Here is a 24,064-nt window from a genome sequence, read left to right on the forward strand (position 1 = left end):
CCAACTAACTACGCCGGGCTGGCTGCCAGCTTGTGCAGCATAAGCCTTTTGCGCGCGCCGCTGGCTCAGCCCGCGGCGCGGCGCCGGTCGATCTTGCGCGCCAGCACGATCGAGGTGGTGGTGTGGTTGACGCCATCCAGCGCGCCGATTTCGTCCAGCAGCTTGTCCAGCCGGGCATGGGTGTCGCAGCGGATCACCGCCATGTAGTCCACCGGGCCGCTGACCGAGTTCAGCTCCTCGATCTCGGGAAAGCGCTGCAGCGCCCGCACTACCGCGGGCGCGCACTTTGGCATCACCGACATGCCGCAGAACGCCAGGATGGCGTTGTCTTCCATTTCCTTGCCCAACCGCACGCCGTAGCCGGCGATCACGCCATCGCGCTCCAGCCGCGCAATGCGCGCCACCACGGTGGTGCGGGCAATGCCGAGCTTGCGCGCGAGATTGGCGGCATTCTCGCGTGCATTGGCCTGCAGCAGGGCGAGCAGGTGGCGGTCGGTCTGGTCGAGTTCGGTCATGGGCGGGCTAGGGCTGCGGGCGGGTCAAATGCCGGTGTTTCGTCGACTCGATCGTTGGTCTCGTCTAATCGTTCGATTGTGAGGCCTTTTCGTCAATCTTGTTCCTTCATTCTGCCTGTGCCCGCAACCATACTTCAGCTATGGGCTCAGCTCCGCTGAATCACTTCCATGAGGGACATCATGACCTGCATGACGCCAACCGGCCATCTGGACCAAACTGGACAGCGCACTGGACAGAACACCCAAGCCAGGCAGACGCCGATGCGCGTGGTCGTGCTGGGTGCGGGCAAGATCGGCCGCACCATCGCCGTCATGCTGCATGACAGCGGCGACTACCGCGTGACCCTGGTGGACCGCGAGCCCACCCACCTCGAGGGCGTGCCGCAGGGCATCGCCGTGCGCGTCGGCGACCCGGGCCAGACCGAGGATTGCGCCCGGCTGCTCGGCGGCGCGCAGGCCGTGCTCAACGCACTGCCATTCCATGCCGCGGTCGGCGTGGCCACGGTGGCGGCCAGCCTTGGCGTGCATTACTTCGACCTGACCGAAGACGTTGCCGCCACCCACGCCATTCGCCGCCTGGCCGAGGGCGCGCGCTGCGTGCTGATGCCGCAATGCGGGCTGGCGCCCGGCTTTATCGGTGTGGTCGGCAATGACCTTGCCCAGCGCTTCCTGCGCGGCGGTGGCGAACTGCTCGACTTGAAGATGCGCGTTGGCGCGCTGCCACGCTACCCGAGCAATGCGCTCAAGTACAACCTGACCTGGAGCACCGAAGGCCTGATCAACGAATACTGCAACCCGTGCGAGGCCATCGTCGATGGCCGCCGCGTGGAAGTGCCGGCGCTGGAAGGGCTGGAGAGCTTTGCGCTGGACGGCATCGAGTACGAAGCCTTTAATACTTCAGGAGGGCTTGGCACCTTGCCCGAGACGCTGGCGGGCCGGGCGCGCGGCGTGGACTACAAGTCGATCCGCTATCCGGGCCACTGCGCGGTGATGAAGCTGCTGCTCAACGACCTGCGCCTGCGCGAGCGCCGCGACTGGATGCGCGAGATCTTCGAGAGCGCGATCCCCGCCACGCAGCAGGATGTGGTGATCGTGTTCGCCAGTGCCACTGGTTATGCCGCCAGCGGTGGCAAAGGCGGGCGCGGGCCGCTGACACAGGCGTCGTTCTCGGCGCGCATCGGTGGCGCGGATACGGTTGCCGGGCACGTCAATGCGATCCAGCTCACCACGGCGGCCGGCATCTGCACCGCGCTGGATCTGGTCGCCAACGGCGAATTGCCACAGGCCGGCTTCGTTGCGCAAGAGGCGATGCCGCTGGACGTTTTCCTGGCCAACCGTTTCGGCCGGCACTACACCCGTCATCCGCTTCAAGAGGCAACGGTATGAAAGCAAAGGAATTCGCGGCCTGCTGGCAGGCCATCGGGCTGACGCCGCCGTGGCGCGACGGCGAAGGCCCCACCGGCGCCTTGCCGGTGCGCTCGCCGATCGATGGCGAGGCATTCGGGCACTTGCCCGCCTGCAGCCTAGCCGAGGCCGATGCACGTATCGAACGCGCCCGCGTGATGCAAGCCAGCTGGGCGCTGGTGCCTGCGCCAGTGCGCGGCGAGGTGGTGCGGCGCTTTGGCGAAGTGCTGCGCGAACACAAGAAGCATCTCGGCGAACTGGTCTCGCTGGAGGCCGGCAAGATCCTGCAGGAAGGGCTAGGCGAGGTGCAGGAGATGATCGACATCTGCGACTTCGCCGTCGGTCTGTCGCGCCAGTTGCATGGCCTTACCATTGCCTCGGAGCGGCCCCAGCATGCGATGCGCGAGACCTGGCATCCCTATGGCCTGTGCGGCGTGATCTCGGCCTTCAATTTCCCGGTGGCGGTCTGGGCCTGGAATGCGGCGCTGGCGCTGGTGTGCGGCAATGGCGTGATCTGGAAACCGTCGGAGAAAACGCCTCTCACCGCGCTGGCCATGCAGAGCCTGCTTGACGGCGTGCTGGAGATTGCCGCGCCACAGCACGTTGGCATCGCCACCGTGCTCTCGGGCGGCCCGGCGCTGGGCCAGCATCTGGTGGAACACGCCGCCGTGCGGCTGGTGAGCGCCACCGGCTCCACCCGCATGGGCCGCGCCGTGGGCATCGCTTGCGCCGAGCGGTTCAAGCGCGCCATCCTGGAGCTCGGCGGCAACAATGCCGCGATCATCGCGCCCTCGGCCGATCTCGAACTCGCCGTGCGCGCCATGACCTTCTCGGCGGCGGGCACGGCCGGGCAGCGCTGCACGTCGCTGCGCCGCGCCTTCGTGCATGTCGACGTGCTGGAGGCCGTTACCACGCGCCTGATCCAGGTGTTCGGCCGCCTGCCGGTGGGCGACCCGCTGGCCGAGACAACGCTGGTCGGTCCGCTGATCGATGGCGCCGCGGGCGCCGCCATGGCCGCCGCGCTGCTGCGCTGCCGCGAGCATGGCAACACCGTGCACGGCGGCGAACGCGTGCTGGCCGAAAAGTACCCCAATGCCGAGTACGTGCGGCCCGCGCTGGTGCTGACCGATCGCCAGCACGAGACGATGCTGAGCGAAACCTTCGCGCCGATTCTCTACGTGATGCCGTACACCACGCTGGACGAAGCCATCGCGCTGAACAATGCGTCGGAGCATGGCTTGTCGTCCTGCATCTTCACCGAGTCGCTGCGCGAGGCGGAACGCTTCATGTCGGCAAGCGGCAGCGATTGCGGCATTGCCAATGTGAACATCGGCACCAGCGGGGCGGAGATTGGCGGTGCGTTCGGTGGTGAGAAGGCGACTGGCGGCGGGCGCGAATCCGGCTCAGACGCCTGGAAGGGGTATATGCGGCGCGCTACCAATACCGTGAACTATGGGGATGCGCTGCCGCTGGCGCAGGGGGTGCGGTTTGAAGTCTGAGGTTTGATGTTCGAGACCTGTGGCCTTTACGTTCATCCAAACGTTGCGATTCGTAACAAGGGTTACAGCAGGTTGACCCTGTATTACCAAACCGCCCCGTATAACGTTCTTATGGCTAAACCAAGGCTAAACAAGGCACAAGGACGATGAGATGAGAACGTTGATGATGGGACTCGCGATGGTTGGCGCCGCCATGCTTGGCGGTTGTGCGGTCTACCCGGCTTATCCCGGCTATGGCTATGGGGGCGGTGAGGTCGCAGTGGCGCCGGCGCCGGTCTACGCTGCGCCGCCGGTGGTGGTGGCCCCCGGGTTTTATGGTGGCTACTATGGCTATCGCGGCGGCTACTACGGCGGCCGCCGCTATCGCTACTGGCATTGAAGCGATAGCGGCAGTGCGGGATAGCACGGGCTAGGACGACGTAAAACGCGCGTGTCAGGCCTGGCCGTTGAGCCCGGCCCAGCTCGGCGCCAGCGTTTGCGGCACGTCGATCAGGTCCAGCACGCGGCCAACCGTATGGTCGACCAGTTCCGCCACGCTCTGCGGCTTCTGGTAGAAGCCGGGTGCCGGGGGAAAGATAATGCCGCCCATCTCGGTGACGGCGGTCATGTTGCGCAGGTGCGCGAGGTTCAACGGCGTTTCGCGCACCATCAGCACCAGCTTGCGGCGCTCCTTGAGCGTGACATCCGCGGCGCGGGTGATGAGATTGTCGGACAGGCCATGCGCCACGGCCGCGAGCGTGCGCATGGAGCAGGGCGCCACCACCATCGCATGGGCGGCAAACGAGCCGCTGGCAATGGTGGCGCCGATATCGCGCACGTTGTGGACCACCTGGGCAAAGGCTTCCACCTCGGCCTTGCTGATGTCGAGTTCGTGCTGCAGGTTCATCACGCCCGCCGCCGAGATCAGCAGATGGGCCTCCACGCCGGGCGCGGCGCCCAGTATCTGCACCAGGCGGACCCCATAGACCGCGCCGGTGGCGCCGGTGATCGCGACGACGATGCGCCGCGGCTTGCCTTCACCCGCTGCGCCCGCTGCGGTCATGTCGCGCTCAGGGCTTGAGCAGCGATTGCAGTTCGCCGTTCTGGTACATCTCCATCATGATGTCCGAGCCGCCGACGAACTCGCCGTTCACGTAGAGCTGCGGAATGGTCGGCCAGTTGGCGTAGGTCTTGATGCCTTGGCGGATGCCGTCGTCTTCCAGCACATTGACCGTGGTCGGTGCGTCGACGCCGCAGGCCTTCAGGATCTGGATGGCACGGCCGGAGAAGCCGCACATCGGGAATTGGGCGGTGCCCTTCATGAACAGGACCACCGGGCTGCCCTTGACGATCTGGTCGATCTTTTGCTGCACGTCACTCATGATGTCTCTTTTCAGTTGCTCGCGGTGCAGGCACTGGCCAGCGCCGCTGTCGGGAAATCGGAAAGGCGCGCGTGATGCGCGCGCCTTGATGCAATCAAGTATTTGATTTTACCGGAATCGGCTGCCGGCTTCAGGCGGCCGTCCCGGCCTGCGCTGGCAGGCGAGCCGCGCTGCAGCGTTCATGGCCGGCCAGGTCGCGCGCGGTAAAGATCTCGGCCATGCCGGCGGCGGCCAGCAGGTCGCGGGCAGCCTGGCCCTGGTCGTAGCCGTGTTCCATCAGCAGCCAGCCGCCCGCATGCAGGCGCGCGGCGGCCCCGGCCACGATTGCCCCCAGGTCCGACAAGCCATCGCCATGATCGGTCAGCGCATCGATCGGCTCGAAGCGCAGGTCGCCCTGGCCCAGGTGCGGGTCCGCGGCGGCGATATAGGGCGGATTGCTCACGATCAGGTCGAAGCGCAGGCCAGCGGGCAGCGCGGCGTACCAGTCGGAGGCCAGAAAGCGCACATTGCCGGCGCCCAGGGCGCGCGCGTTGTCTTGCGCCACCTGCAGCGCGCCGGGCGAGATATCGGTCGCCCAGACCTCGGCGTCGGGCCGTTCGCAGGCCAGCGTGACGGCCAGTGCGCCGGAGCCGGTGCCCATGTCGAGCACCCGGGGGACAGCTAGCGGCGCCAGCAGCTTCAGGGCCGCTTCCACGGCGATTTCGGTGTCCGGGCGCGGAATCAGCACATCCGGGGTCACGCGGAAGGCGCGCCCGAAGAATTCCCGCTCCCCCAGCAAGTAGGCCACCGGTTCGCCGCCCAGGCGGCGCCCGAGCAAGGCGGCCACGCTCTCGCGCTGGGCCGGGGCAAGCGTTTCGCCGTCGCGCGTGATCAGCTGGGTGCGGGTGAGCCCGGTGACATGGCTGATCAACAGGCGCGCCTCCAGCGCTGGCAAGCCGGCCGCCGCAGCCACGGCCAGGGCGTCGCGTACCGTGGCCGTCTCAGGCAGTGAGACCGGCGTGGCGGCATTGGGGCTGGGGGACGTGGCGGTGGACATGATGCTGGGCATGGAGAGGGCAAAAAAACAAAACCCCGTCGGGAGGTGCCCTGACGGGGTTTGCAGTGTAACGCGCTTGCCTGGGCGGCGGTGCCTGGGCGCGCGATGCGCCAGTGTCTTGCCGCCGTGGCGTGCGGATTACTTGTTGACGGCGTCCTTGGCCTTGTCCGCGCCGGCGTTGACAGCATCCTTGGCGGCGTCCTTAGCCTTTTCCATGGCATTGCCGGCGTCGACCTTGGCCTTTTCGGCGGCAGCGGAAACATCGGAAGCCGCGCTGCTGGCAGCGGCCTTGGCAGCATCGGCGGCATTGCTGGCGGCGGATGCGGCGTCGCTGGCGGCGGCCTTGGCGGAGTCAGCGGCGCTTTGCATGGCGCTGTCGGCGCTCGGCGTGGCGGGGGCTTCTTCCTTCTTGCTGCAGGCAGCCATGGCGGCGGTGATCATCAACAGCGCGAGCAATTTCTTCATGATTTCGTCCTTTTGTCCGTTTTCGAGTGGCGACACGCCGACCTCTGTATGGCGGCTTGGTCGGATCGATTATAGGCAGCGAAGAATGGCGCGCCAGTGCTGTTGCAAGCATTTACAACAGATACAAAGGTTTTCGTTCAGAAATCGTGATTTATGCAATGCGTTCAAAAATCTGCCTTAATGAGCGGCAATTCGTCGCGATGACCTGCTAATGCCAAGCGATTAATGCCCTTCGCCCAGCGCCGCCAGTTGGTCCGCCTGGTGTTCCGCGGACAAGGCGGACAGGAGCTCGTCGAGATCGCCGTCCATGATCATGTCGATCTTGTAGAGCGTCAGGTTGATGCGGTGATCCGTCACGCGCCCCTGCGGGAAATTATAGGTGCGGATTCGGTCACTTCTGTCGCCGGTGCCGATCAGGTTGCGCCGGGTACTGGCTTCTTTCGCCTGGGCCGCGCGCAGCTTCGCGTCCATCAGTCGGGCCGCCAGGACCTTCATGGCCTTGTCCTTGTTGCGGTGCTGGCTGCGGTCGTCCTGGCACTCCACCACGATGCCGGTGGGCAGGTGGGTCAGGCGCACGGCCGAGTCGGTCTTGTTCACGTGCTGGCCGCCGGCGCCGGAGGCGCGGAAGGTATCCACACGCAGGTCCGACGGATTGATTTCCACCTCGGTCACCTCATCGGCCTCGGGCATGACTGCCACCGTGCAGGCCGAGGTGTGGATCCGCCCCTGGGCTTCGGTGGCTGGCACGCGTTGCACGCGATGGCCGCCGGATTCGAACTTCAGCCGGGAGAAGGCCGCATCTCCGGCGATCCGGATGATCACTTCCTTGTAGCCGCCCAGGTCGGACGCCGATTCGCTCATCACCTCCACCTGCCAGCGCTGGCGCTCGGCGTAGCGCGTGTACATCCGCAGCAAATTGGCGGCGAACAGCGCGCTTTCCTCGCCGCCGGCACCTGCGCGGATTTCCAGCAGCAGGTTGCGGTCGTCGTTGGGATCCTTGGGCAGCAGCAATTTCTGCAGGCTGCCTTCCAGCGTGTCCAGCCGCTCGCGGGCCGTGGTGATCTCGTCAGCCGCGAACTCCTTCATCTCGGGATCGTCCAGCAGCGCTTGCGCGGTGGACAGGTCCTCCTGTGCCTGGCAGTACTGCGCATACTGCTCGGCCACTGGCGTCAGCTCGGCGTGTTCGCGCGTGAGCTTGTGGTACTGGTCGATCTTGGCGGTGGCATCTTCGCGCGCAAGCAGGGCGTTGACTTCGTCGAGTCGCTCGGACAATTGGTCGAGCTTGGCAAGCATGCTGGCTTTCATGGGGGTCCGAAGGGGCGCGGTGAAACGGATGGAGACGGATGTTGCTGCCGGGATGCGTGCGGGCCAATGGCTAATGGCCAATGGCCTGAGGCAACGCAAAGCTGGCCGCGCGCAGGACACGCACGGCTGAGGCGAGCGCGGCTAGCGCTCGGAGTGGCTGCTGTGGCGGAACAAGCCCGGCACCAGGCGCAGCAAGGTCTCGCGGTCCTCGCCCTGGGTGTGGTTCAGGGCGTGGGTCGGGCCGTGCAGGAATTTGCGGGTGAGCGCGCCGGACAGGGCTTCGAGCACGGCTTGCGGGTCGTCGCCGCGCGCCAGCATGCGGCGCGCGCGCTCCAGCTCAGCCTGGCGCATGGCCTCGCCCTGCACCTGCAGTTCGCGGATGACAGGCACCACGCTGCGGGTTTCCAGCCAGTGCATGAAATTCTGCACGCGGCTTTCGATGATGGCTTCCGCCTGCGCCACGGCAGCCTGGCGCATGGCATTGCCCTCGCGCACGATGGCGCCGAGGTCATCCACGGTGTACAGGAAGACGTCGTCCAGGCGCGCGACTTCGGGCTCCACGTCGCGCGGCACGGCCAGGTCCACCATCATGATGGGGCGGTGGCGGCGCAGCTTGACGGCGCGCTCCACCGCGCCCAGCCCGATGATGGGCAGGGAGCTGGCGGTGCACGACACCACGATGTCGAACTCATGCAGGCGCGCGCCGAGCTCCGACAGGCGGATGGCCTCGGTGGTCAGGCCCTGGCCGGCGAGTTGCTCGGCCAGCCGCTCGCCACGCTCCACAGTGCGGTTGGCCACCACGATCTGGCGCGGCGTTTGCGCCGCGAAGTGCGTGGCGCACAGCTCGATCATCTCGCCCGCGCCGATGAACAGCACGCGCTGGGTCGAGACGCTTTCAAAAATCCGCTGGGCCAGGCGCACCGCGGCAGCGGCCATGGATACCGAATGCGCGCCGATCTCGGTCTGGCCGCGGACTTCCTTGGCCACCGCGAACGTGCGCTGGAACAACTGGTTCAGGTAGGTGCCCAGCGCGCCGGCTTCACCGGCGGTGCGCACCGCATCCTTCAACTGGCCCAGGATCTGGGTTTCGCCCAGCACCATCGAGTCCAGCCCGCTGGCCACCCGGAACGCATGGCGTACGGCTTCGGACTGCGGCAACGAGTACAGGTGGGGAGCGAGTTCGCCGGCCGGCACGTTATGGTGCTGCGCCAGCCAGCGCAGCGTGTGCTCGAAGCCCTCCGAACCCGACAGCAGCACATCGGTGGCGCAATAAATCTCGGTGCGGTTGCAAGTGGAAAGGATGGCGGCTTCGGTGCCATTCTTGCCCGCCAGGTGGGTGCGCAAGGCGCCCAGGGCGGGTTTAATCTGCTCAAGCGGAAACGCCACTCGCTCGCGCAGCGAGACGGGCGCCGTGGTGTGATTGATACCGATCGCGAGCAGTTGCATGGTGGGGAGCATGTCTCTCTGGCCGGGCTCCGGGCGGCGGCTTTGCAGGCTGCAGCGCGGGAGTCAGGTGCAATCCGGGCATGAATTCAAGCGCGGATTCCGGCGCAAAGCGCCGCCGAACCGGGCTACATTATAGCGCCCGGCGCGGATCTTGCCCGAGCGCGGTCGGGTTTACCGTATTGTTGCGGCCACGCGTGGCGACCGGCGGGACTCCCCGGGCGGCGCGCCATATTCTGGAATCTGGGAGAAAGTGATGTTGGGTACGCTGGCGGTAGGGGTGTTGGCTGGGCTGGCGGCGCGGTGGCTGCACCCCGTGGGCCGGGTCAGCCTGCTTGCGGCGGCGGTGTTCGGCGCAATGGGCGCGCTGGCCGCGTTTTACGGCGGCCGTGGGCTGCACTGGTTTGTCGACGGGCAGATGGCGGGCTGGTTCGCGGCCATCCTGGGCGCGGCCGTGCTGGTTGGCGTCGGGGGTGTGGCCAGGGGGCGGTGAGATTGAATGACTGCCGTCCAATCTCGAATCCCGAATCCTTAATTCACGCCAACGCCGCTTTAGCCCGGTTACCCGCGCTGCTCCAGAAACCGCCTCAAAACCCCGCTCGAATAATGGCTGGCCACGTCGGTCAGAAACGCCGCAAAATCCACGTGCGCGGTATCGTCGGCCCGATCCGATAGCGTGCGCATTACCGCATGCCGCACGCCATACTCATGGCAAACCTGCGCCACCGCGGCGCCTTCCATTTCCACCGCCAGCACGCCGGGCAAGCGCTCGCGCAACTCGGCCGCGGCGGCGGGTGCGCCGATGAACTGGTCGCCGCTGGCGATCATCCCCACATGCAGCCTGGGCGCACTCACCCCAAAGCGCGCCAGCACGCCGGCCGGGACGGAGGTCGGCAGATCATCCCGCAGGTAGCCTGCCACGGCATCGCGCAGCGCGGCGGTAAGTGCCGGGTCGGTGGGGAATTCAGCGCGATCCAGCAGCGGGACCTCATGCCGGGCAAAAAACGGCCGCGCGTCCAGGTCGTGCTGCAGCGTGCGGTCCGCCACCACCACGTCCCCGACCCGTGTCTCGGCCCCGATGCCGCCGGCCAGGCCGGTGAAGACGATCTCATCCACGCCGAACTCGCGCACCAGGGTGACCGTGGTGGCCGCCGCCGCCACCTTGCCCATGCGCGCGAGCACCAGCACGCAGCGCTGGCCGTAGAGATGGCCAACGTGATAGTCGCGCATGCCGATCGTCCGCACGGTGGCGCGGGCATCATCATGGCGCATGGCGGCGATCAGGCCGTCGACTTCATCGTGGATGGCGGCGAGGATACCAAGGGTCATGGCGAGGCGTGGCTGGATTGGGAAAACGCACAGCATACCGGGCCGCGACAGGGCGGCAAAGCAGCGCTGCTGCATGTTTCCGCTCACGCAAGGAAAGCTGCGCAGATGGCGGCGCCTTTGCTACAGTGCGCTGGCGTATCCATCACATGGGGCATCGATGCAGGCAACCACAACGCAGGGCTTTCAAGACCGGCGGGCAGCGCGCCAGGCGCTGGCAGACTGGCGTGAGCAGGGCGTGCTCGGCGCCGACGGCGTGGCCGCCGGCTGGCCAGGGACGGAGCCCGACGCGGCGCAGTGGCGGACCTGGCTCGATCGCACGTTGCTGATGCTGGGCGCCGCGTTGCTGTGCGCCGGCGTGATCGTGTTCTTTGCCTTCAACTGGCAGGACCTGCATAAGTTCGCCAAGTTTGGCCTGCTGGCCGGCGCGCTGACGCTGCTGGCGGGATTCGCCTGGCTGCGCCCGCCCGCCGACATGGCGGGGCTGGCGGCGCTCTGCGGCGCCCAGGTGGTGGCCGGCGTGTTGCTGGCCGTGATCGGGCAGGTGTATCAGACTGGCGCCGACGCCTGGCAACTGTTTGCCCTGTGGGCACTGCTGGCGATCCCGTGGGCGCTGGCCGCGCGCGCGGCGCCGCACTGGTGGGTGGTGATCGTGCTGGCCAATGTGGCGCTACTGCGGTATCTCAGCGTGCGCCTTGGCGTGGGCGGCATGTTCGACCTGCTGTTTGGGGCGGCCGGCGAACGCGCCACCACGCTCTCGTTGCTGGTGGCCACGCTGGTGCAACTGATGCTGTGGTTCGCGCTGCGCGCAGTGGCGCCGGTCTACGGCTTTCGCGGGCTGGCCGGCGCGCGCATCCTTGCCACGCTGGCGTGTGCCTATGCCGGCTGGCTCGGCCTCGCCAGCATCCTGCACAACCGCTTCGACCCCGCCATGTTCGGCGTGGCCATGCTCACGCTGGGCGGGCTGCTTGCGTGGTTCCGGCTGCGGGCATTCGATGTGGTGGCGCTCAGCCTGGCCAGCTTCTCGGTCATCGTGCTGCTGGTGACCGGGGTTGCCCGGCTGCTGCTGGAGGGCAGCCGGGACGCGTTCGGCGCCTTCCTGATCCTCGGGCTGCTGACCATCGGCCTGTCCGCCGCGGCGGCGGCTTGGCTGCTGCGCGCCTATCGACACCACGGGCAAGCCCAAAGCGGCGCGCCCAACGGAGAGCCGGCATGACCAGCGACCGTCAAGTAGTACAAAGCTTGTGGCAGGACCTGGCCGCGCGCGGCCTGGTGCAAGGGCAGCCGCAAGCCGCGCAAGGGCGCACGCCATGGGCCGTCAGGCTGCTGATGGGCCTCGCGGGCTGGCTCGGTGCGGTGTTCTTCCTCGCCTTCCTGCTCGGCTCGGTCTTTGTGGCCGCGCGCGACAACGCCACGGCAATGGCGCTCTGCGGCGCCGCCATGATCGCGCTGGCCGCGGTGCTGTACCGGCGCCGCGCGGCCGCCACCGCGCTCGAGCAATTCGCGCTGGCCGTCAGCCTCAGCGGCCAGGGCCTGCTCGTGTACGGCGCGAGCCAGGCCTACGGCGGTAGCCGCTTGCTCGAATCGGCGGCTTTCTGGGGCGCGCTCGCGTTGCTGGAGGCCGTGCTCTATGTGCTGGTCAGCAACCGGCTCCATCGCTTCTTGGCCGCGCTGGGGGTATGGACCGGCGTGGCCCTGGCGCTCCACCTGGCCATGACGCCCGGCCTGCGCCACGTCTGGCAAGCCATGAGCTTCTCGCTAGGCTGGCTCGCGCCGTTGGCCATGACGCTGCTCACCGGCTTCGTGCTGGCGCAAGGGCGGCTCTGCGCCGCCGGGATGCACAACTGGATCGAGCCGGCCGCGGACGCCACGCTGCTGTTCGCACTGGGCGCGGCCCTGGTGGTGACCGGCCTCAGCCAGCCTCAGGCACTGCTGTTCGATGCCGACACCGGGCGTCACGCCGGCAACTACTGGATGGCCGGCGCGTTGTTCGGCCTGGTGCTCGCCGCGTTTGTCCTTGCCGAAGCAAGCCGGCTGCAGCTAAGCCCGGCGGTGCGGGGCACCGCGCTTGTCGGCGCGGTGCTGTTCAGCGCCTTGCTCGCCGGTGCGCCGGCGGTCGTCGCCGCCACCCTCGCGCTCGGCCTGGCGCTGCGCCGCGGCTCGCTGCCCTGGCTGGGCCTGGCCGTCGCCGCGCTCGGCAGCGGCTTTATCTGGTACTACAGCGCGCTGCACTGGACGCTGCTGATCAAGTCCGCCACGCTCGCCGGCGCCGGCATCGCCGTGCTGCTGCTGCGTATGGCGCTGCGTCGCGACGGCGCAAGGAGACAAGCATGAAACGCTGGATACTGTTGGCATGGGTGCTCACGCTCGGCCTGGCCGCCTTTGCCATCACCGGCAAGGAACGGCTGCTGGCGCAAGGCGACACCGTCTACCTGCGCCTGGCGCCAGTCGATCCGCGCTCGCTCATGCAAGGCGACTACATGGCGCTGAACTTCGCCATTGCGGACGCTATCCGCGAGGCGCTCCACCGGCAAGGCATCGAGCCCGCGCGCGAGCAAGTCGCCGTGATCCGCCGCGACCCGCGTGGCGAAGCCACCCTCGTGCGCTTGCACACGGGCGAGGCGCTGGCCGGCGGCGAGCAACTGCTGCGCTTCCAGACCGTACCGTCGCGCTGGGGCGGCACGCAGGCGCAGGTATCCACCGATGCGTACTTCTTCCAGGAAGGGCAGGGGGCGCGGTTCGAGAAGGCCCGCTATGGCGAGTTCCGCGTCGGGCCGGACGGGCAGGCGCTGCTGGTGGGGCTGCGGGGGGAGGATTTGCGGGCGCTGTGAGAGGGGCGTGAGCTGCCGCTTGTATCCGGGAAGCCCCGCGGGCCCTTTGGCCTTGCGGGGCTTCAGTTTGCCCTTCCCGGCGTGCGGATTTCTGCGCAGACGCTGAGTCGCAACGCCTAACCGCCGTGCCTCGCCCAGAAAGTGGCGGGCGTAACGATCGGGTAGCGTTGTGCCAGCACCAGCAAATCCTTATCGCCGGTGATCAAGTATTGCGCCTGGGCGACGCGCAAGGTAGCAAGCACGGGCTGATCCGCAGGATCTCGCAGTTCGTCATCCCGATCACTATCCGGCTCTACCAAATCGGCCAGCAGAATGAGGCTGTCGGCCAGATCGCGAATTTCTTCGGGGCTTAAGCGGATCCGCGTGAGACGAGGCAGAACTCTCGTCATCTCGTCCAGGATGTACCGCGACAGCACGACGTCAAGCGCGCCTTGTCGCCAGGCTTGAACTATGCGTCCCGGTATGCTTGCCGGATAGGCCAATCCCGATATCAGCACGTTGGTGTCAAGTACGACGCGCAACCCTGGCATTAGCGATTCCGTTCAGCGGCCACGGCGGCTTCGATTTCAGCCATTCCCTGCTCGGCCGGGACATCGTCGTAGGCATGCGCAACACGATCGCTCAGCGCCTCGAAGTGTTCCCGCATCCTGCGAATACGCCCGAATAGTTCGGCATCGACCAGCGCGGCGACCGGCTTACCGTCCTTGTTGATGACGATGCTGTCGTGGCGGTACTGCACTTGATTGAGCATGTCGCCCAAGTTCTGCCGGAAATTGACTGCGGTGACTTCGGTAATCATGGTTATCTCCATCCATATTGATCACTATGATCAGTATGATTGCTCCTTGCCGTACCGTCCAGTCACCCTGCGTAGACATCCCAAGCCAATTGGCCGCGGCTTCCGGATCGCACCTTGTACGAGTTGCAACTACGCCTCGTCAGGCTTCGACTGACCGAAATCAAGGGTCTGGCGATGACGTGCCCAACCAGCCACTTGCTTCAGCCTTTTGCGCCGAACCATCTCCCAGGCGCTCAAAGGATCTCTTTGATTGAAGATCGGGCGAAACGACAACCTGGGACTCGTTCGATTGTCGCGTCGTGCGAGGGCGTCTGCGCCGCGCCTGCTCATCCGTACAGGCGCTTTCATCTGTGCGATGACCAGCGTAAGTCTTTCGCGAAGGAGCCCAAAGCTCTGTATGCGCGTCTTCGTGGAGTCAGCAGCCGATGCCTCGGGAGTGCGCACGCTCATTGCTGCCAGCGCTATACTAGATGCGTCGCTGCAACCACAGCGACCGGGATTGGCGTCTCGACTACGTGGGAAGACAGCCGCCGCAAGGCGGTTCCTTTGAATTGGTCAAGAGGAGGCGCACATGCCCCAGTCCTTGTTTGTCCGAATTGCCTGTACCTGGCATTCGGCTTATCCCAAAGTCCCCGTAATTCCAAAGCGCATGCGCTCCCAAATCGGGAGTGCATCCAATGTGTAAGCACCCCCACTACAACATCAGCGCCGAACAGACAGGCCGCGATATCTTCGTGACCGCGCACGCTGCAGCCGAAAGCCCGCTTAGCCTCGCCGCTGAAAAGGCTGCGCAACTCAATGCGCTGCTGTCGGTCGCCATCGAGAACGCTGCCGGGGGCACCCTTGCCAACTTGACGGAGGAGACCCAGGGCCATCTGCTCTCGCTGGCGGCGGTACTCGCCAACGAAACGCTGGTGTTGAGCGAACTCGCGGTCCTGCGGGACTCGGAGGGGGCACGTGATGGATGAACTTGCGGTGGCTCGGCACAAGAGACGGGCCGCCACCTGAAACAAAAAGCCCCGCAGGCACGCATGCCTTGCGGGGCTCATTTTTCGTCGCCCGCCGAATCCAGCCGGCGGACGTTGGTGCAGTCTGCTTAGACGTTGAACAAGAAGTTCATCACGTCGCCATCCTTCACCACATATTCCTTGCCCTCCGCGCGCATCTTGCCGGCTTCCTTCGCGCCTTGCTCACCCTTGTAGGTAATGAAGTCCTCATAGGCGATGGTCTGGGCGCGGATGAAGCCGCGTTCGAAGTCGGTGTGGATCACGCCGGCCGCCTGTGGAGCAGTGTCGCCCACATGGATCGTCCACGCGCGCACTTCCTTCACGCCGGCGGTGAAGTAGGTCTGCAGGCCGAGCAGGGTGAAGCCGGCGCGGATCACGCGATCCAGGCCGGGTTCTTCCATGCCGAGGTCGGCCAGGAACTCGGCCTTGTCCGCATCGTCGAGGTCGGCGATCTCGGCTTCGATGGCGGCGCACACGGCTACCACCGGCGACTTGGTCTTGGCGGCGTGGGCGCGCACGGCGTCCAGGTGCGGGTTGTTCTCGAAGCCGTCTTCACGCACGTTGGCCACGTACATGGTGGGCTTGGCGGTGATCAGGCACAGCGGCTTGATGGCGGCCCATTCTTCATCGGACAGGTCGAGCGTGCGCACGGCCTTGGCCTCGTTGAGCACTGCCTGGGCTTTTTCCAGCACGGCCACCAGGCGCAGCGCTTCCTTGTCGCCGGCGCGCGCGGGCTTGATGTAGCGTGCGTGGGCTTTTTCGACGGTGGAGAGGTCGGCCAGCGCCAGTTCGGTGTTGATCACTTCGATGTCGGACAGCGGATCGACCCGGCCGGCCACGTGGATCACGTTGTCGTCTTCGAAGCAGCGCACCACGTGGGTGATGGCGTCGGTTTCGCGGATGTTGGCCAGGAACTGGTTGCCCAGGCCTTCACCCTTGGACGCGCCGGCCACCAGGCCGGCAATGTCGACGAATTCGACCACGGCCGGCAGGATGCGCTCGGGCTTGACGATCTCGGCCAGCTTGGCGAGCCTCGTATCCGGCACTTCCACCACGCCCACATTGGGCTCGATGGTGCAGAACGGATAGTTCTCGGCGGCGATGCCGGCCTTGGTCAGGGCGTTGAACAGCGTGGACTTGCCGACGTTGGGCAGGCCGACGATGCCGCATTTGAGGCTCATGGTAAACCTTTAAAAATCAATGGGTTGCGGTTCACCCTGGGTGCGTCCGGCGCACTGGAATGGCGCAGCGATGGGGACGCAGAGGGGAGGGTTCAGCACGAGACAACACAGCCAAAGCGGGGCGTTGCTCACCGGTTTTGTGCTGGGGTGCCATCAGAAAGATGGCTATTGTAACCTCGCCGGACGTTGCGCTGAACCGGCTGGCCACGCCTGCTGCCTGCTGAATTTGCGCGCCTCGCGGGCGTGCGCCCCTTTGCCGCAGGCGCCTGGGCGCCGCTTCATGCGCGCGAGGGCGCACCAAAGCCGTCGTGCCGGGGTGGCTATAATCCATGCATGACTCGTCCATCTCCCTCCCGTTTCCAGGTTGCCGTGGTTGGCGGCGGCATCGTCGGCAAGGCTTGTGCGTTGCTGCTGGCCCAGCAGGGCATGCAGGTGGCGCTGGTTGCGCCGCGCTCTCCCGCTTCCGCAGCTTCCGCCGCTACAGCGGATCCTGGCCAGTGGGACAGCCGCATCTACGCCTTCTCGGCGAGCTCGCAAGCCCTGCTGGAGCAGTTGCGCGTGTGGGAGGCGCTGGACCCGGCGCGGATGCAGCCGGTGTGCGACATGCGCGTGTTCGGCGATGCGAGCGCGGCGCAGGCGAATGCCTCGGCTGCTGGTGATCTCCATTTCTCGGCCTACGCGGCCACCGTTGCGCAACTGGCGTGGATCATCGAATCCGGCCATGTGGAGCGCGTGCTCGATACCGCGCTGCGCTTCCAGCACCAGGTGCACTGGCATGACGATACCGCTGCGGCGTTCGCGCGCGACCATGATGGCGTGACGCTGACCCTGGCCGGCGGCGGCAAGGTGCGCGCGGCTTGCGTGGTGGGCGCCGATGGCGCGCGCTCGTGGGTGCGCGAGCAATGCCACATTCCGGTCACCAAGCGCCACTATCGCCAGCTTGGCGTCGTGGCGAATTTCGAATGCGAGCTGCCGCACCAGGACACGGCCTGGCAGTGGTTCCTGGGCACGCCGCCCAAGCTGATGGCGGACGAGGAGCCGGCCAACGGCGAGATCCTGGCGTTGCTGCCGTTGCCGGGACAGCGCGTGTCGATGGTGTGGTCGGCCGACGATGCCCATGCGAGCGAGTTGCTGGCGCTGTCGCCCGAGGCGCTGGCCGATACCGTGATGCAGGCCGCCAGCGGCTCAGTGGGACGCCAGTTTGGCGCGCTGCGCTGCGTGACGCCGGCGCAGGGCTTCCCCCTTGTGCTACAGCGCGCCGATCAGTTTGTGCAGCCGCACGTGGCGCTGGTGGGCGACGCCGCCCACGTGGTGCACCCCTTGGCGGGGCAGGGCATGAACCTGGGTTTGCGCGATGTGGCGGAACTTGGCCGCGTGATGGCCGCCAAAGAGTCTTTCCGCGCAGAAGGCGACTTGCGCTTGCTGCGCCGCTACGAGCGCGCGCGCGCCACCGATTTGTTGTCGCTGACGGCGGCTACCGATGGCCTGCATCGGCTGTTTTCCCTGCCTGGCGGCGTGGCGCGCACGGTGCGCAATGCCGGCATGCGGGTCGTGGGTAGCCAGTCGCTGCTCAAGCGTTTTCTTATCGGCCGCGCGCTGGGCTGAGCGCCCGCCCCTTGAAACCTGAATCCTGAGCTCGCTCGCGCGAACCGAATCATCGAATTACTGGAGTCATCATGTTGCATTTCCTGCGCCGCCGTCCCGCCCTGTGCGCCACCATCGTTGGCGGCATCGCGGCTGCCGGCTTCGCGCTGCACGCCATGGCGGCGGGCGAGCCCGGCACCGACCGCATCAAGGAATCGGTGCAAAAGATGCTGGGCGGGCGCGCTGAAGTGAAGAGCGTGGCCAAGACGCCCGTGCCCGGCTTGTTCGAGGTCAACATCGGTGGCCAGGTGGTCTACACCGACGCCACCGGCCGCTACATCATCAACGGCGAGATGGTGGACTCCAAGACCGGCACCAACCTGACCGAGGAACGGCTGGCCGATATCAACCGCATCAAGTGGTCGGACCTGCCGCTGGCGCGCGCGATCAAGTGGAGCAAGGGCGATGGCAGCCGCCAGGTGGCGGTGTTCTCCGACCCCAACTGCGGTTACTGCAAGCGCATCGAGCAGACGTTCCAGCAGATGGACAACATCACGGTCTACACCTTCCTGTACCCGGTGCTGTCGCCGGATTCGTCGGTAAAAGCCAAGCAGGTCTGGTGCTCGGCGGACCGCACCAAGGCCTGGCGCGACTGGATGCTGAGCCACGTGGCGCTGGCCGGCAACGGCAGCTGCAAGACGCCGGTCGATGACAACCTGGCGCTCGGCCAGAGCCTGAACATCACCGGCACCCCGGCCGTGTTCTTCATGGACGGCACCCGCATTCCCGGCGCAGCCGACGCCGCCACGCTCGAGCGCAAGCTCGCCAGCCTCAAGAAGTAAGCACGTTGCGCCGGCGGCTTTCCCGGCGCCGCCGTGCCGGAGCCGACCGGTCGCCATTGGTTGAAAATCAAGAACCGGAAGGAGACTCCATGACGTTCCAGGCATTGCTGCTGACCCAGGCCGACGGCGTGACCCACGCCGCCGTTACCGCGCTCGACGAATCCAGCCTGCCCGCCGAGGGCGACGTGCTGGTGGCCATCGACTACTCCACCATCAATTTCAAGGACGGGCTGGCCATTACCGGCCGCTCGCCGGTGGTGCGCAAGTGGCCGATGGTGGCAGGCATCGATGGTGCCGGCACGGTGCTGGAATCCACGCATGCACGCTGGAAGGCCGGCGACAAGGTCGTGCTCAATGGCTATGGCGTGGGCGAGACGCATTGGGGTTGCCTGGCGCAGCGCGCCCGCCTCAAGGGCGACTGGCTGGTGGCGCTGCCGCCTGCCTTCAACACCCGGCAGGCCATGGCCATCGGCACGGCCGGCTACACCGCCATGCTGTCAGTGCTGGCGCTGGAGCGCGCTGGCATCAAGCCGGGCGATGGCGAGGTGCTGGTGACCGGCGCCTCGGGCGGCGTGGGCTCGGTGGCCATCGCCATCCTGTCGAAGCTGGGCTATCGCGTGGTGGCCTCCACCGGCAAGACGGCCGAAGCGGATTTCCTCAAGGCGCTGGGCGCGGCCGAGGTGATCGACCGAGCGGAGCTGGGCAAGCCCAACAAGCCGATGCAGAAGGAGCGCTGGGCGGCGGTGGTGGATTCGGTGGGCTCGCACACGCTGGTCAATGCTTGCGCGCAGGTGCGCTACGGCGGCGCGGTCACCGCGTGCGGGCTGGCGCAGGGGCTGGATTTCCCGGCTTCGGTGGCACCCTTCATCTTGCGCGGCATCACGCTCTACGGCATCGATAGCGTGATGGCCCCGATGGCCTTGCGCGAGCAGGCCTGGCAGCGGCTGTCGCAGGACCTGGAGCCGGATCGCCTGCGCGCGATCACCCGCGAGATCGGCTTGTCGGAGGCGATCGAGGCCGGGCGCAAGATCGTCGACGGTGGCATGCGCGGCCGCGTGGTGGTGAACGTCAACGCCTGAGCTGGCGCGTAGTCCGGGGCGGGCATGGCGCTACAATCACGCTCATGAAGCCGATCCATTACGCCATTGCCCCGCTTCAACCGGAAGCGCACCTGTTCGCCGTCACCGTCACGGTAGACGCCCCCCATCCCGCCGGCCAGCAGTTCTACCTGCCGGCGTGGATTCCCGGCAGCTACATGATCCGTGACTTCGCACGCAATATCGTGCGCATCCGCGCGCAGGCCGGCGGCAAGCCGGTGGCGCTGACCAAGCTGGACAAGCAGAGCTGGCAGGCGGCCCCGGTGGACGGGCCGCTTACGCTCAGCTATGAGGTCTACGCCTGGGACTTGTCGGTGCGCGCAGCGCACCTGGACGCGACACACGGCTTCTTCAACGGCAGCTCGGTCTTCCTCTGCGCCGAAGGGCAGGCAGACCTGCCCTGCACGGTCGATATCCATGCGCCCGCCGGCGAGGCCTATGCCGGCTGGCGGGTCGCCACGGCCATGCGCGAGGCGCCCGGGCGCGGTGGCGCCAAGCGCTACGGCTTCGGCCGCTACCAGGTGGCCGACTACGACGAATTGGTCGATCACCCGGTTGAGATGGGCAACTTCACTATGGGCAGCTTCCGCGCCTGCGGCGCCCAGCACGACGTGGTGTTCACGGGCCGCGTGCCGCAGCTCGATCTCGAGCGCGTCTGCCGCGACCTGAAGCAGATCTGCGAAGCGCAGATCCGCCTGTTCGAGCCCGAGACCGAGGCTGCGCCATTCCTCGACAGCAACCACCGCTACGTGTTCATGACCATGGTCACGACGGACGGCTACGGCGGCCTGGAGCATCGCGCCAGCACCGCGCTGATGTGCGCGCGCGCCGACCTGCCGGCGCGCGGCAAGCAAGAAGCCACCGAGGGCTACCGCACCTTCCTCGGGTTGTGCAGCCACGAGTATTTCCATACCTGGAACGTCAAGCGCATCAAGCCCGCGGCGTTCGTGCCCTACCGGCTGCGCGACGAAACCTACACGCCGCTGCTGTGGCTGTTCGAGGGTTTCACCAGCTATTACGATGACCTGATGCTGGTGCGCAGCGGGCGCATCACCGAGAAGCAGTACGTGGAACTGCTGGCCAAGACCTGGAACAGTGTGCTGCGCGGCAACGGCCGCACCAAGCAGAGCGTGGCCGATAGCTCGTTCGATGCCTGGACCAAGTACTACCGCCAGGACGAAAACGCGCCCAACGCCATCGTCAGTTATTACACCAAGGGCTCGCTCGTTGCCCTGGCGCTGGATCTCACCATCCGCACCAAGACCCGCAACCGCCGCTCGCTCGACGACATCATGCGCGCGCTGTGGCAGCGCTACGGCAGCGGCTTCTATGCGCCAGGCGCGCAGCAGCGCGGCGTGACCGAAGCCGAGGTGCACGCCTTGTTCGATGAGGTCAGCGGCCTGCGCCTGGGCGCGCTGCTGCGCTCGCTTACCGAAGGCACCGGCGAGATGCAACTCGCCGCGCTCCTCAAGCCCTTCGGCATCAAGGCGGTGCCGACCAAGCCCGAGCGCAACGCCGCGCTCGGCATCAAGACCAAGACCGAGGATGGCTGGGTGCGCGTGACCCAGGTGCTCGACGGCGGCGCGGCCCAGGCGGCCGGGATCTCGGCGGGCGACCTGCTGGCCGCGGTGGACGGCCTGCGTGTCGCCCCTGGCCAGCTCGACAAGCTGCTGGCACGGTATCGCGACGGCGATAGCGCCGAGTGCCACGTGTTCCGCCGCGATGAGCTGCATGTGCTGCCACTGACCTTCGCGCGCGAGCCGGCGGCGCAGTACACCGTGACGGCCGAAGGCGGCCGCCAGGCCATGCGCGCGCGCTGGCTGGGCCTGTAGGCCGAATAGCCACCAACGCCCCGATCGCCGCCACATGCAATACGCGCACGACGCCCGCACCTTCGTTTATTCGCATTACGTGTATCGCGGGCTGCGCTCCGCGACCGGGGTGATCGGCGCCACGCTGATCGCCTTGCAGTTCGCGGATCTGCCCACCGCCATGGTGGTGTCGATGGGCGCGCTGTGCACCAGCCTGATGGATCTGCCCAGCCCGTTCAACCACAAGTTCAACGAGATGCTGGCCAGCGTGCTGCTGTGCACGGCAGTGACATTGCTGGTGGCCATGGCCACGCCGTTCCCGCGCGTGATGCCGCTGGTGCTGGTGCTGGTGACCTTCATGGCCGGCATGATGACGGCGTATGGCAACAAGACCTTGCCATTGCAGTTCTCGGCCTTGTTCGTCATGACGCTTACCATCAACGAGGACTTCGTGGTGCGGCGCGCGCTCGAGCATTCCTTGCTGTTCGGCATCGGCGCGGTGGCCTATATGGCGTATGCGATGGCGGTGAGCTGGGCCACGCAGCGGCGCACCAAGCAGCAGGTGCTGGCCGAGTCGCTGTACGAGATGGCCGGGTACCTCGAGATCAAGGCGGGTTTCTACGACGCCGGCAGCGACTACGAGGTGCTGTTCAACCAGCTGGTGCGCCAGCAGATCGTGGTGGCGGAGCGCCAGCAGGCCGCGCGGGACCTGGTGCTGCGCGGCAACCGCACTACGCATGACGGGCTGCTGGTGCAGGTCCACATGCGCATGCTGGACCTGTACGAGTACATCCTCTCCACCAATACCGATTACCCGCTGCTGCGCCAGACCTTTGGCAGCACGCCGGTACTCGATCACTTGCGCCGGCTGGTGCAGTTGATGTGCAAGGACGTGGAGGGCATCGCCTACGACATCACGCGCGGCCGGCCTTCCTACGCTTCGGTGGACTACCGGGAAGAGTTGCGCGCCGTCGCGCACGAGATCGCGCAATTGCGCTACCACCACATCAACCCGGCGGCGATGACGGCGGCGGCGGAAACGCTCGACATGATCAAGGGTGCCATCGTGCTGGTGGAGCAGCTGCACGAGGCATCGCGCACGCCGGTGGAGCCTAGCAAGGTGCTGCCCGGGCCGGACATGACACCGTTCCTGACGCGCCAGCGCTACGAGCTCAAGGTGCTGCGCGACAACCTGAACTGGAAGTCGCCGGCGTTCCGCTTTGCGCTGCGCATCACCATGGCGGTGGGCGCCGGGCTGTGGATTGCGGAGCACCTGCCGTATGTGTCGCACAGCTACTGGATCCTGCTGACCATCATCGTCATCCTGAAGCCCAATTTCAGCATGACCAAGCAGCGCTACAACGACCGCCTGATCGGCACGCTGATCGGCTGCGTGATTGCGGTGGGCGTGCTCAAGGTCGTGCACCAGCCGCTGATCCTGCTGGGCGTGCTGTTCCTGGCGCTGGTGGCCGGCACGGCGTTCTCCACGATCAAGTACCGCTACACGGCTGTTGCCGCCTGCGTGCAGGTGCTGATCCAGATCAACCTGCTGGTGCCGGGCAGCGCCACGGTCGCGGGCGAGCGGCTGATCGATACCGTGATCGGCGGCGTGATCGCCACGGTGTTCAGCTTTGTGCTGCCCAGCTGGGAATACCGCGCGCTGCCCGCGCTGGTGGAAAACGTGCTGCAGGCCAACCGCCGCTATATTGCCGCCACGCGCGACCTGCTGCTGCGCGTGGCCAAGGACGACTTTGCCTACCGGGTGCAGCGCAAGCAGTTCATGGACAGCCTGTCCGCGCTGATCGGGTCGTTCCAGCGCATGCTCGACGAGCCTAAGAGCCGGCATCGCGCGGTGGACAACCTGAACCGTTTCATCGTGCAGAACTACCTGGTGGCGGCGCACGTGGCCGCGGCGCGCATCCAGGTGCGCGAGCACTACGGCGAGCTGGACCTGCCGGCCGCCGAAGCCGCCATCCGCCAGGCCACCGACGCCGCAGCCAATAGCCTGCAACTGGCCAGCGAAAGGCTGGCCGAGGATGATCGTGCCGGCGGGCGAGGCGCGGGTTTCATTCGCGCGGTGAAGGACCCGGCCAAGGCGAAGGCGCCGGTGAAAGCCACGGAGACGGCAGGGCTGGTGAACGATCGCGTTGGTGTCAACGTGGCGGTCGCCGTTGGTGTTGCCGATGGTGCTGCCCATGGCGCCGGTGGCGCCGACGTTGCGGCGGTGTCCCATGCCCAGGCCGTGCGCGCCGCCGATGCTGTCATCGCCACGGAAGCGCTCACCGCGCAGCCCGCTGCCGAAGACGCCAGCGAGCGTCGCGCCCGCCTGGCCGATTCGGCCGACCGCCGCCGCGCCGATGTGCTGGTGCAGGCCGCGGCCTCGGGCGAGTTGAGCCGGGCTGCCAGCGAAGCCGGCAGCATCGCCAGCACGGCGAGCTCCACCGGGCGCACCGCCAATGCCATCCTGGAGCGCCGCCTGCGCGCGCTGCGCGAGGACACCGCCAAGATCGCCCTGCGCACCGGCGCGATCGGCAGGGCCATGCGCGAGCGCTAGGAAC

At 66.8% G+C, this 24,064-nt stretch carries 24 protein-coding genes; 13 read left to right on the forward strand and 11 right to left on the reverse strand.

Translation table 11 applies throughout. The features are described 5' to 3' along the window. Nucleotides 1-65: 65 nt before the first annotated feature. On the reverse strand, nucleotides 66-515 hold the full coding sequence (locus AC1RWI_RS24365) for an Lrp/AsnC family transcriptional regulator (RefSeq protein WP_043350040.1): 450 nt from the start codon (nucleotides 513-515) through the stop codon (nucleotides 66-68). A gap of 261 nt (nucleotides 516-776) precedes the next feature. On the opposite strand from AC1RWI_RS24365, the gene AC1RWI_RS24370 reads away from it, so the two are divergent. The 3 genes from AC1RWI_RS24370 to AC1RWI_RS24380 all read left to right on the forward strand — a co-directional run bounded on the left by AC1RWI_RS24370 (nucleotide 777) and on the right by AC1RWI_RS24380 (nucleotide 3,797). Then, on the forward strand, nucleotides 777-1,901 hold the full coding sequence (locus AC1RWI_RS24370) for a saccharopine dehydrogenase family protein (protein WP_052494695.1): 1,125 nt from the start codon (nucleotides 777-779) through the stop codon (nucleotides 1,899-1,901). Further along, a complete protein-coding gene (amaB, locus tag AC1RWI_RS24375) occupies nucleotides 1,898-3,418 on the forward strand; it encodes an L-piperidine-6-carboxylate dehydrogenase (RefSeq protein WP_082054934.1) in 1,521 nt (506 codons plus the stop codon). Before AC1RWI_RS24370 ends, amaB begins: the two co-directional genes overlap by 4 nt. A 166-nt stretch (nucleotides 3,419-3,584) precedes the next feature. Continuing rightward, complete coding sequence (locus AC1RWI_RS24380; protein ID WP_082055031.1) at nucleotides 3,585-3,797, forward strand: hypothetical protein; 213 nt, start codon at nucleotides 3,585-3,587, stop codon at nucleotides 3,795-3,797. 54 nt (nucleotides 3,798-3,851) lie between these two features. Here AC1RWI_RS24380 and AC1RWI_RS24385 read toward each other — a convergent pair whose 3' ends face one another. The 6 genes from AC1RWI_RS24385 to hemA form a co-directional block, all read right to left on the reverse strand. Next, a complete protein-coding gene (locus AC1RWI_RS24385) occupies nucleotides 3,852-4,460 on the reverse strand; it encodes a UbiX family flavin prenyltransferase (protein WP_492869269.1) in 609 nt (202 codons plus the stop codon). Nucleotides 4,461-4,467: 7 nt separating this feature from the next. Next, complete coding sequence (gene grxD, locus AC1RWI_RS24390; RefSeq protein WP_043350028.1) at nucleotides 4,468-4,779, reverse strand: Grx4 family monothiol glutaredoxin; 312 nt, start codon at nucleotides 4,777-4,779, stop codon at nucleotides 4,468-4,470. 130 nt (nucleotides 4,780-4,909) lie between these two features. After that, nucleotides 4,910-5,815, reverse strand: a complete 906-nt coding sequence (prmC, locus tag AC1RWI_RS24395; RefSeq protein WP_144409851.1) for a peptide chain release factor N(5)-glutamine methyltransferase — start codon at nucleotides 5,813-5,815, stop codon at nucleotides 4,910-4,912. Between the two features lie 138 nt (nucleotides 5,816-5,953). Continuing rightward, nucleotides 5,954-6,280, reverse strand: a complete 327-nt coding sequence (locus tag AC1RWI_RS24400; RefSeq protein WP_043352355.1) for a hypothetical protein — start codon at nucleotides 6,278-6,280, stop codon at nucleotides 5,954-5,956. A gap of 222 nt (nucleotides 6,281-6,502) precedes the next feature. Next, on the reverse strand, nucleotides 6,503-7,585 hold the full coding sequence (gene prfA / locus AC1RWI_RS24405) for a peptide chain release factor 1 (protein ID WP_492869272.1): 1,083 nt from the start codon (nucleotides 7,583-7,585) through the stop codon (nucleotides 6,503-6,505). 141 nt (nucleotides 7,586-7,726) lie between these two features. Beyond that, the gene (gene hemA, locus AC1RWI_RS24410) at nucleotides 7,727-9,031 is read right to left on the reverse strand and encodes a glutamyl-tRNA reductase (RefSeq protein WP_043352352.1); all 1,305 of its coding nucleotides are present in this window, start codon (nucleotides 9,029-9,031) and stop codon (nucleotides 7,727-7,729) included. Nucleotides 9,032-9,284: 253 nt separating this feature from the next. Between hemA and AC1RWI_RS24415 the strand changes: the two genes are divergently transcribed. Then, a complete protein-coding gene (locus AC1RWI_RS24415) occupies nucleotides 9,285-9,521 on the forward strand; it encodes a hypothetical protein (RefSeq protein ID WP_043350016.1) in 237 nt (78 codons plus the stop codon). A gap of 68 nt (nucleotides 9,522-9,589) precedes the next feature. Here the strand turns inward: AC1RWI_RS24415 and AC1RWI_RS24420 are convergent, their stop codons facing one another. After that, a complete protein-coding gene (locus tag AC1RWI_RS24420) occupies nucleotides 9,590-10,357 on the reverse strand; it encodes a 5'-methylthioadenosine/adenosylhomocysteine nucleosidase (protein ID WP_043350013.1) in 768 nt (255 codons plus the stop codon). A 157-nt stretch (nucleotides 10,358-10,514) separates the two neighbouring features. Between AC1RWI_RS24420 and AC1RWI_RS24425 the strand changes: the two genes are divergently transcribed. The 3 genes from AC1RWI_RS24425 to AC1RWI_RS24435 are packed head-to-tail and all read left to right on the forward strand — an operon-like array spanning nucleotide 10,515 to nucleotide 13,185. Beyond that, nucleotides 10,515-11,570 carry a DUF2157 domain-containing protein gene (locus AC1RWI_RS24425; RefSeq protein WP_492869275.1) on the forward strand — a complete coding sequence of 352 codons (1,056 nt, stop codon included), beginning with the start codon at nucleotides 10,515-10,517 and terminating at the stop codon, nucleotides 11,568-11,570. Continuing rightward, a complete protein-coding gene (locus AC1RWI_RS24430) occupies nucleotides 11,567-12,688 on the forward strand; it encodes a DUF4401 domain-containing protein (RefSeq protein WP_492869277.1) in 1,122 nt (373 codons plus the stop codon). Before AC1RWI_RS24425 ends, AC1RWI_RS24430 begins: the two co-directional genes overlap by 4 nt. Continuing rightward, a complete protein-coding gene (locus AC1RWI_RS24435; protein ID WP_492869279.1) occupies nucleotides 12,685-13,185 on the forward strand; it encodes a GDYXXLXY domain-containing protein in 501 nt (166 codons plus the stop codon). The genes AC1RWI_RS24430 and AC1RWI_RS24435 overlap by 4 nt, the downstream gene beginning before the upstream one ends. 116 nt (nucleotides 13,186-13,301) lie before the next feature. Here the strand turns inward: AC1RWI_RS24435 and AC1RWI_RS24440 are convergent, their stop codons facing one another. After that, nucleotides 13,302-13,715 carry a putative toxin-antitoxin system toxin component, PIN family gene (locus AC1RWI_RS24440; RefSeq protein ID WP_492869281.1) on the reverse strand — a complete coding sequence of 138 codons (414 nt, stop codon included), beginning with the start codon at nucleotides 13,713-13,715 and terminating at the stop codon, nucleotides 13,302-13,304. Beyond that, nucleotides 13,715-13,984, reverse strand: a complete 270-nt coding sequence (locus AC1RWI_RS24445; protein WP_492869283.1) for a type II toxin-antitoxin system Phd/YefM family antitoxin — start codon at nucleotides 13,982-13,984, stop codon at nucleotides 13,715-13,717. The genes AC1RWI_RS24440 and AC1RWI_RS24445 overlap by 1 nt, the downstream gene beginning before the upstream one ends. A 677-nt stretch (nucleotides 13,985-14,661) precedes the next feature. On the opposite strand from AC1RWI_RS24445, the gene AC1RWI_RS24450 reads away from it, so the two are divergent. Continuing rightward, nucleotides 14,662-14,952 (forward strand): hypothetical protein, encoded by a 291-nt coding sequence (locus tag AC1RWI_RS24450; RefSeq protein ID WP_492869285.1) that lies wholly within the window; start codon nucleotides 14,662-14,664, stop codon nucleotides 14,950-14,952. Between the two features lie 128 nt (nucleotides 14,953-15,080). On the opposite strand, the gene ychF is transcribed toward AC1RWI_RS24450, so the two are convergent. Continuing rightward, a complete protein-coding gene (gene ychF, locus AC1RWI_RS24455) occupies nucleotides 15,081-16,172 on the reverse strand; it encodes a redox-regulated ATPase YchF (RefSeq protein WP_043349972.1) in 1,092 nt (363 codons plus the stop codon). A 333-nt stretch (nucleotides 16,173-16,505) separates the two neighbouring features. Here ychF and AC1RWI_RS24460 point away from each other — a divergent pair, with 333 nt between their 5' ends. The 5 genes from AC1RWI_RS24460 to AC1RWI_RS24480 all read left to right on the forward strand — a co-directional run bounded on the left by AC1RWI_RS24460 (nucleotide 16,506) and on the right by AC1RWI_RS24480 (nucleotide 24,060). Continuing rightward, nucleotides 16,506-17,777: a UbiH/UbiF family hydroxylase gene (locus AC1RWI_RS24460; RefSeq protein WP_492869287.1), complete on the forward strand. Its 1,272-nt coding sequence runs from the start codon at nucleotides 16,506-16,508 to the stop codon at nucleotides 17,775-17,777. Nucleotides 17,778-17,848: 71 nt separating this feature from the next. Continuing rightward, nucleotides 17,849-18,598: a DsbC family protein gene (locus AC1RWI_RS24465; RefSeq protein WP_492869289.1), complete on the forward strand. Its 750-nt coding sequence runs from the start codon at nucleotides 17,849-17,851 to the stop codon at nucleotides 18,596-18,598. An 89-nt stretch (nucleotides 18,599-18,687) separates the two neighbouring features. Then, nucleotides 18,688-19,677, forward strand: coding sequence for an acrylyl-CoA reductase (NADPH) (gene acuI, locus AC1RWI_RS24470; protein WP_043349963.1), 990 nt, complete (start codon nucleotides 18,688-18,690; stop codon nucleotides 19,675-19,677). 44 nt (nucleotides 19,678-19,721) lie between these two features. Continuing rightward, entirely contained in the window at nucleotides 19,722-21,527 is a 1,806-nt protein-coding gene (locus AC1RWI_RS24475; RefSeq protein WP_492869292.1) for a M61 family metallopeptidase, read from the forward strand. A 34-nt stretch (nucleotides 21,528-21,561) separates the two neighbouring features. Beyond that, the gene (locus tag AC1RWI_RS24480) at nucleotides 21,562-24,060 is read left to right on the forward strand and encodes an FUSC family protein (RefSeq protein ID WP_492869294.1); all 2,499 of its coding nucleotides are present in this window, start codon (nucleotides 21,562-21,564) and stop codon (nucleotides 24,058-24,060) included. Nucleotides 24,061-24,064 lie beyond the last annotated feature (4 nt).

This window comes from Cupriavidus sp. MPR-AND1C, from assembly GCF_058809705.1.

Excerpts from the sequence above, each read along its gene's own strand:
- AC1RWI_RS24365 (WP_043350040.1), bottom strand. The coding sequence starts at position 515 with ATGACCGAACTCGACCAGACCGACCGCCACCTGCTCGCCCTGCTGCAG.
- AC1RWI_RS24370 (WP_052494695.1), top strand. The coding sequence starts at position 777 with ATGCGCGTGGTCGTGCTGGGTGCGGGCAAGATCGGCCGCACCATCGCC.
- amaB (WP_082054934.1), top strand. The coding sequence starts at position 1,898 with ATGAAAGCAAAGGAATTCGCGGCCTGCTGGCAGGCCATCGGGCTGACG.
- AC1RWI_RS24380 (WP_082055031.1), top strand. The coding sequence starts at position 3,585 with ATGGGACTCGCGATGGTTGGCGCCGCCATGCTTGGCGGTTGTGCGGTC.
- AC1RWI_RS24385 (WP_492869269.1), bottom strand. The coding sequence starts at position 4,460 with ATGACCGCAGCGGGCGCAGCGGGTGAAGGCAAGCCGCGGCGCATCGTC.
- grxD (WP_043350028.1), bottom strand. The coding sequence starts at position 4,779 with ATGAGTGACGTGCAGCAAAAGATCGACCAGATCGTCAAGGGCAGCCCG.
- prmC (WP_144409851.1), bottom strand. The coding sequence starts at position 5,815 with ATGTCCACCGCCACGTCCCCCAGCCCCAATGCCGCCACGCCGGTCTCA.
- AC1RWI_RS24400 (WP_043352355.1), bottom strand. The coding sequence starts at position 6,280 with ATGAAGAAATTGCTCGCGCTGTTGATGATCACCGCCGCCATGGCTGCC.
- prfA (WP_492869272.1), bottom strand. The coding sequence starts at position 7,585 with ATGAAAGCCAGCATGCTTGCCAAGCTCGACCAATTGTCCGAGCGACTC.
- hemA (WP_043352352.1), bottom strand. The coding sequence starts at position 9,031 with ATGCAACTGCTCGCGATCGGTATCAATCACACCACGGCGCCCGTCTCG.
- AC1RWI_RS24415 (WP_043350016.1), top strand. The coding sequence starts at position 9,285 with ATGTTGGGTACGCTGGCGGTAGGGGTGTTGGCTGGGCTGGCGGCGCGG.
- AC1RWI_RS24420 (WP_043350013.1), bottom strand. The coding sequence starts at position 10,357 with ATGACCCTTGGTATCCTCGCCGCCATCCACGATGAAGTCGACGGCCTG.
- AC1RWI_RS24425 (WP_492869275.1), top strand. The coding sequence starts at position 10,515 with ATGCAGGCAACCACAACGCAGGGCTTTCAAGACCGGCGGGCAGCGCGC.
- AC1RWI_RS24430 (WP_492869277.1), top strand. The coding sequence starts at position 11,567 with ATGACCAGCGACCGTCAAGTAGTACAAAGCTTGTGGCAGGACCTGGCC.
- AC1RWI_RS24435 (WP_492869279.1), top strand. The coding sequence starts at position 12,685 with ATGAAACGCTGGATACTGTTGGCATGGGTGCTCACGCTCGGCCTGGCC.
- AC1RWI_RS24440 (WP_492869281.1), bottom strand. The coding sequence starts at position 13,715 with ATGCCAGGGTTGCGCGTCGTACTTGACACCAACGTGCTGATATCGGGA.
- AC1RWI_RS24445 (WP_492869283.1), bottom strand. The coding sequence starts at position 13,984 with ATGATTACCGAAGTCACCGCAGTCAATTTCCGGCAGAACTTGGGCGAC.
- AC1RWI_RS24450 (WP_492869285.1), top strand. The coding sequence starts at position 14,662 with ATGTGTAAGCACCCCCACTACAACATCAGCGCCGAACAGACAGGCCGC.
- ychF (WP_043349972.1), bottom strand. The coding sequence starts at position 16,172 with ATGAGCCTCAAATGCGGCATCGTCGGCCTGCCCAACGTCGGCAAGTCC.
- AC1RWI_RS24460 (WP_492869287.1), top strand. The coding sequence starts at position 16,506 with ATGACTCGTCCATCTCCCTCCCGTTTCCAGGTTGCCGTGGTTGGCGGC.
- AC1RWI_RS24465 (WP_492869289.1), top strand. The coding sequence starts at position 17,849 with ATGTTGCATTTCCTGCGCCGCCGTCCCGCCCTGTGCGCCACCATCGTT.
- acuI (WP_043349963.1), top strand. The coding sequence starts at position 18,688 with ATGACGTTCCAGGCATTGCTGCTGACCCAGGCCGACGGCGTGACCCAC.
- AC1RWI_RS24475 (WP_492869292.1), top strand. The coding sequence starts at position 19,722 with ATGAAGCCGATCCATTACGCCATTGCCCCGCTTCAACCGGAAGCGCAC.
- AC1RWI_RS24480 (WP_492869294.1), top strand. The coding sequence starts at position 21,562 with ATGCAATACGCGCACGACGCCCGCACCTTCGTTTATTCGCATTACGTG.